Origin of the sequence: Kitasatospora sp. NPDC059722 (assembly GCF_042733235.1) — a bacterium.
GTDB lineage: Bacteria > Actinomycetota > Actinomycetes > Streptomycetales > Streptomycetaceae > Kitasatospora.
This window is the reverse complement of record NZ_JBHWGD010000196.1, coordinates 1-5,609: the sequence shown is the minus strand read 5'-3', so window position 1 is coordinate 5,609 and position 5,609 is coordinate 1. Positions and strand designations below refer to the sequence as shown.

Genomic DNA, 5,609 nt, shown 5'->3' with positions numbered 1-5,609 from the left:
GGCCTGACGGCCCGGCAGCGGCCCGGTGCCAGGTTGTGGCGCCTGGCCACCGTGGCCCGGGCGATCAACCGCGCGTCACCGGCCAGGGCACCGCGAACGGCACGCCCGTCGAACTGTGGGACTGCAACGGCGGGGACAACCAAGCGGTGGACCCTGCCGTAGTCCGCAGGTGTGGTTGGCTTTGATTCCCTGTTCTAGTGACTGACCGTCACTGCGGGCGACGGTGCCCCGGCCTCGCGCACGCCGACCGACTCGGCGGCCTTGCGACGGCGGTAGTAGTGCACGGTCAGGATGCCGAGCAGCGGCCCCCAAGCGGCCAGCGGCCAGTACGACGCGTAGAAGACGAAGACCTGCCAGCCATGCGTGCCCAGACCGAGGTCGCCCCCGCCGTCGACCCTGCGACCGAGACTGATCATGATCATCGAATACGGCCAGAGCAGAGTGTTGAACGTCGCGCCGACGCCGGCCGGGATGACCGCGGCGAGGATCGGCACCCGGCGGCCGCGCAACCACGGGATCCACCGGGGCCACACCTCGCCCCACGCGCACACGAGACCGACCGCCAGGAACGCGAGGGTCTCACTGACCGCGCTCAGCCCGATGACGTACCACCACTCGCCGCCGAACCAGTCCGGCGGCGGGCGGCCGTCGGTCGGGGCATCCATCAGCGGGACCCGGAGGTCAACGCTCAGAATCCGCCAGAGCCCGGAGGGCAGCACGGTCAGCGAGATCGCGTAGGCGACCCGCACCGCCCAACGGGGCACTCCCGTCGCTGTCCGGCCGTGCAGCCGTGCCAGAAATGAGCCGGCGGTCATGGGGGTCCTCCTGGTCCGGACGCCCGGTCGGCGTGGACGGTCTCTTCGTCCGCCCGATCTCGTGGGCGCGCCTTGCGAATCGATGATCGCGGAGAGCGCCGGAGCGACACATCCTCCCTGGGAGCAGAGCGGCTCACCCGCGCGGGGGAGGCCGGTCCACACCTTGTGGCGGCCGGGCGCCCTGCCGTCGGCGCCGTCGGGTGACGTGATCTTCCGGTGAACTGCTTGACGATCGCGTAGCCGATGGCCTGGATCGGGTCCATGTCGGCGAGGCGCTGGTGCAGGTCGGGGATGGCGTCGAAGGTGCCGAGGCCGGCGAAGGTGGTGGCGTCCAGGAACGACACGGTGCCGGACTGGCTGTTGCCGACCAGGACGACGTCCCGCAGGCCGTCCGGCCCTGGCCGCCGGCGGCGTGTGCCGCTGCGGGGCAGGCCAGCGCCGGCAACACCATCGCGGCGCCCGCCGCGCGTGCTCTCAACCGCCGTGCAGTCATGGCTCGTTCCCCTTCGTCACGGTCCGGAGTGCGACAGGTGTGATCCGACCCGGACGGTCGGGCGATGGCCGCGACCGCCAACGTTGCGCCGCCGCACAGGCTTTCGGAGACAACCGGCCCGCCGAAACGTCAGGCGGCAGGGCCCGCGGGCGGTGTGCCGGTGACCGCCGCGCGGTACAGGGCGAGGGTGGCGCTGCCGAAGTAGGCGCTGTAGGACACCTGGGGTGTGTTGCCACCGGTGTGGTAGCCGCCGATGACCCCGACCACCGCCCAGCCGCCCGGCCACGGCACCAGCATGGGCCCGCCGCTGGTCCCGCCCGTGAAGCCGTCGCACGCGATGCGCGGGAAGGTCCCGGGGTCCGCCGGGTCGTCACTGGCCCATTCGGTGGTCCAGCTCCAGCAGCCCAGCGGCTTCTCCGCGCCGGCCGGATACCCGATCATCCGTACCGGTGCGTGGAAGTACCCCGTGTCGGTCAGCAGTTGGACGCCGCCGGTGACCTCCTCCAGACGCTCGCCGTCCTGGTTCGGCGCGGTGACCGCGAAGCCGAAGTCGTACGCGGCGCCCGCGTGGACGCCGAGGTCGTAGTACTCCCGCGCGACGTACACGCCGTCCTCGGCGACCGGGAAGATGCCGAACGGCTTCAGCCCATCGTGGTACTGCGGCACGAACCCCAGTCGGCGCGCCGGTGAGGTGCCGGAGTACCCCTTGAGGCAGTGTCCGGCCCCGAGCACGAGATCGCGGCCGGGGCTGCGGACCACCGAGCCGCTGCACGTGCGGCCGGTGCCGTTGGCGTCGGTCCAGAAGAACGCCCCGGCCTGCGGGATCCCGTCGAAGCTCCGGCTCGGCGGAATGTACTCCCCAGGCTGCGGCCCGTCCGCCGAAGGCTGTGTCTCCCCTTCGGCGTCGGCGGGCAGCGCGGCAGCCATCCGGGCGGCGGTCCAGTACGCCCCGAGCTCGGCCGCCGCCGGATGGCCTGCGGGCAGCGCTCCGGCGAACGCGGCCGGAGCGGCGAGCCCGACGCCCAGTGCCAGAGCGGCCGCGAACGCGGTGGCACGCCGGACGATCAATACCTGACGCATCGTCAATCTCCATCCAGCGAGGCGGATTGGCATGCCCATCATCGAGGATGAGGAGGAAATCACGAAGAGGAATCACCAACGGGGCACCATGCCGTGCGACGCCTTGCCCGGTCGCCCGTTTGCATCCGTCCCTACCGTCCGCGAACCCGTCTCGCACGTGTTCCGGGCGGGCCGGGCCGAGTGCCTCTGGGTGTCAAGGCAGTCGGGTGCCGGGTGGACCCGAGCGTGGCCGGCGGCGCGGGATCAGCGCCGGGACGCGGCTGCGGTAGGCCGCGTGGTCCGTGCCGAACTGTTCGGCCATCATGCCGTCTTCGGCACGGACCCTCAGCAGCAGCCAGGGGACGGCGGCGAGGAAGTAGGCGATCCAGACGCCGAAGCCGATGGCCAGGTTGCCTCCGGCGAGCAGGCCGAGCAGGCCGGTGTAGATGGGGTGGCGGACCATGCGGTAGGGGCCGTCGGTGCGCAGCTCGTGGTGCTCCTGGACGGCGGGAACACTGGCCCACATCGTGCCCAGGACCCAACGGGCCCACAGGAGGAGGGCGGTGGAGGCGACGGCCAGCAGGGAGCCCACGACGGCGAGTTCCGGTTGCCAGTACCGGAGGTGGTGCCAGAAGCCCTGCGTCCGGTCGAGCAGGGCGAACAGCGCGTAGACGGCGGCGGCCAGCAGGACGCGACGGAGCATCGAACGGCGCAGTCCGTGCAGCCAGCCGCGGATGCCGGAACCGCCCGCCACGGCGAAGTAGAGGACGCCCGCGATCCAGGCGGCGAAGAAGACCGCGACGCACGTGTCGGTGAGCCAGGTGGTTACCGAGCGTAGGGAATCCATGGGGCAAGGTTGCTCCGGCGGCGCAGTCACCCGCCACCACCCGCAGGTGGACGAACGGGGCCGCCATTCGTCCACCCACAGGTGGAGGCGTCGGGGAGGGGGGCTCGCCGACCCCTCCCCGCCCTGCGAAACAGCAGGTCAGCGCACGCGTCCGCGGGGCTTCAGGGGGATCCCGGGGAGCTCGGGGGCGGGCAGGCGGTCGCCCGGGTAGCCCTGGACGGCGCCGAAGCGGTCGGAGTCCGCGGAGCTCATCCACTCCTCGCGGGCTCGGGTAATGTCTTCGTGAGACCGCCCGATGAAGTTCCACCACATGACGATCTCCTCCTCGAACGGCGTGCCGCCGATCAGGACCGTCCGGGCCGGCTCGTCGCCGGTGTTGGCGAGGGTGATGGTGGTGGCGCCGGGGGCCAGGTAGCCGAGTTCGGCCGGGCGCACCGGCGTGCCCGCGAGCGTGACGTCGCCGCGGTCGACGAGCAGGGCGTGCTCGAAGGCGGGGTCGACGGCGAGGGTGAGGGTCGCGTGCGGGTGGATCGTGAGCTCGGCGCCGAGCAGCGGGGTGAAGGTGGGGACGGGGGAGGTGTCGCCGGCGAGGGTGCCGAGGAACACGCGGACCTCGCCGCCGTCCAGGGTGACGGGCCGCGGTGCGTGGTGGTGGAAGTCCCGTGTGGTGTGGCGGTGTTGCTCCGGGAGCGCCACCCATAGCTGGACGCCGTGCAGGACGGTGGTCGCGGGGGTCGAGACCTCGGAGTGGCTGATGCCGTGCCCGCCCGTCATCAGGTTGAGCTCGCCGGGGCGCACGTAGGCGTGGACGCCGAGGCTGTCCCGGTGCTCGATCTCGCCGCTGAACAGCCAGCTGACCGTCTGGAGGCCGGTGTGGGGGTGCGGGGCGACGTCCATCCCGCCGGTGTCGGAGACGTCGTCGGGGCCGTAGTGGTCGACGAAGCACCAGGCACCGATGAGCGTGCGGGCGCGCTGGGGCAGGGTCCGGCGCACCGTCATCGCCCGCGGCCCGCCCAGCGGCACGTCCCGGGCGGGCAGGATCTCCACCCGGGGGCGGGTCTCCCCGGTTCCGGCGTGCGGCTCGGCAGGATTGGTGCCGGTGGTGGTCACGGTGTGCTCGCTTCCTAAGAAGTTCTACTTTCAACTATCTTCGACTATCATGCCATGGCGCAGTGCCGCCCGACAGTGAAGACGTCCAGGGAGTTCCCGTGAGCGATGTGACTACGACCGTGACCGCCGCCCCCGCACGCCGCCGGGTGTTCGTCGACAAGGAGAGCCCAGCGGCCTTCCGTGCCATGCGCGCCACGGCCGACGCGGCGGGCGAGGCCGCCGCGGGTGCCGGGCTGGACCGGCGGCTGGTGGAACTGGTCAACCTGCGCGTGTCCCAGATCAACGGCTGCGCCTACTGCCTCAACGTGCACACCGCGGCGGCCCTGCAGGTCGGCGAGACCACGCAGCGCCTGGGCACCCTCCCGGCCTGGCGCGACACCCAGCTCTTCACCCCGCAGGAGCGCGCCGCACTCGCCCTCGCCGAGGCGACCACCACCCCGGCGGACTCGGTACTCCAGGAGGAGGCCTACACCGCCGCGCGCGAGGCGCTGACGGACGAGCAGATCTCCGCGGTGATCTGGGTGGCCATCGCCATCAACGCCTTCAACCGGGTGTCGATCCTGAGCAAGCACCCGGTGCGCCCGGTGGCGGTGCGCTGACGGTGCGGCGGGGGCCCGGCGCGGCTCCCGCAACCCGCGCGGACCTCGGGCGATCCGTGTGCGTGGCAAACCCCAGGCCGGCCCGGCGGGTTGGCGGGTGACCGCCAGTGGCGGCATGACGCCTGGTCAAGACCAGGTCATGGCGGTCAAAGCCTCGGTCATGGCATGGGCACCCACCTTGTCCACAGGTCCGGGCTTCGCTACCTTTCAGGCGCCGGAGCCATGACGGCTCCCGCATCTCACCCCCTGGCATGTCCTGGACATCATCAGCTCGGAACGGCCTCCGTCGCCCCGTCGGGCCGACGCCCCACGGCCGTACCGAACTCCCGGGCAGCCGTTTGCACGTGCGCGTTTCCCCCTCATCCCGGGCCTGCACGCGACCCCGCCGCCTCACATCGGCGTGTCCGCACGCCCGGGGCCGACCCCCATCCGGGAGGGCTCCGTTGCACAAGCTCATCCACACCGCCCTGCGGCACGGCGGACTCCGCGCCACCACCGCGACGCTCGGCGGCGGTGGCGTGGTGGCCCGGGGGCGCGCGGGGCGGGGGCGCGGCCGCGGGCGCTGTAGACGAGTTGCGTGGGGCGCCCCCGCACGTCCCCCGCGTGCGGGTCCCAGACGGGCGGCCGCGCCGCGACCGGGTCGGTGCGGGTGTCGCCGTTGATCAGCCCGGCGAGCGAGCGGGCCA

The 5,609-nt window shown here is 72.5% G+C and carries 6 protein-coding genes; 1 reads left to right on the top strand and 5 read right to left on the bottom strand.

Features of this window, described 5'->3' with window-relative positions; all coding sequences use genetic code 11:
- Window positions 1-194: 194 nt before the first annotated feature.
- From ACFV4F_RS42035 to ACFV4F_RS42020, 4 genes are all read right to left on the bottom strand, one after another.
- Window positions 195-815 (bottom strand): hypothetical protein, encoded by a 621-nt coding sequence (locus tag ACFV4F_RS42035; RefSeq protein ID WP_380511066.1) that lies wholly within the window; start codon window positions 813-815, stop codon window positions 195-197.
- Window positions 816-1,437: 622 nt separating this feature from the next.
- Complete coding sequence (locus ACFV4F_RS42030) at window positions 1,438-2,388, bottom strand: trypsin-like serine peptidase (RefSeq protein WP_380447374.1); 951 nt, start codon at window positions 2,386-2,388, stop codon at window positions 1,438-1,440.
- 193 nt (window positions 2,389-2,581) lie between these two features.
- Entirely contained in the window at window positions 2,582-3,214 is a 633-nt protein-coding gene (locus ACFV4F_RS42025; RefSeq protein WP_380447376.1) for a methyltransferase family protein, read from the bottom strand.
- A gap of 138 nt (window positions 3,215-3,352) precedes the next feature.
- On the bottom strand, window positions 3,353-4,324 hold the full coding sequence (locus ACFV4F_RS42020; RefSeq protein WP_380447378.1) for a pirin family protein: 972 nt from the start codon (window positions 4,322-4,324) through the stop codon (window positions 3,353-3,355).
- Between the two features lie 107 nt (window positions 4,325-4,431).
- On the opposite strand from ACFV4F_RS42020, the gene ACFV4F_RS42015 reads away from it, so the two are divergent.
- A complete protein-coding gene (locus ACFV4F_RS42015) occupies window positions 4,432-4,923 on the top strand; it encodes a carboxymuconolactone decarboxylase family protein (RefSeq protein ID WP_380447386.1) in 492 nt (163 codons plus the stop codon).
- Between the two features lie 453 nt (window positions 4,924-5,376).
- On the opposite strand, the gene ACFV4F_RS42010 is transcribed toward ACFV4F_RS42015, so the two are convergent.
- On the bottom strand, window positions 5,377-5,609 hold a 233-nt coding region (locus ACFV4F_RS42010; RefSeq protein ID WP_380511063.1), incomplete at its 5' end, for a hypothetical protein.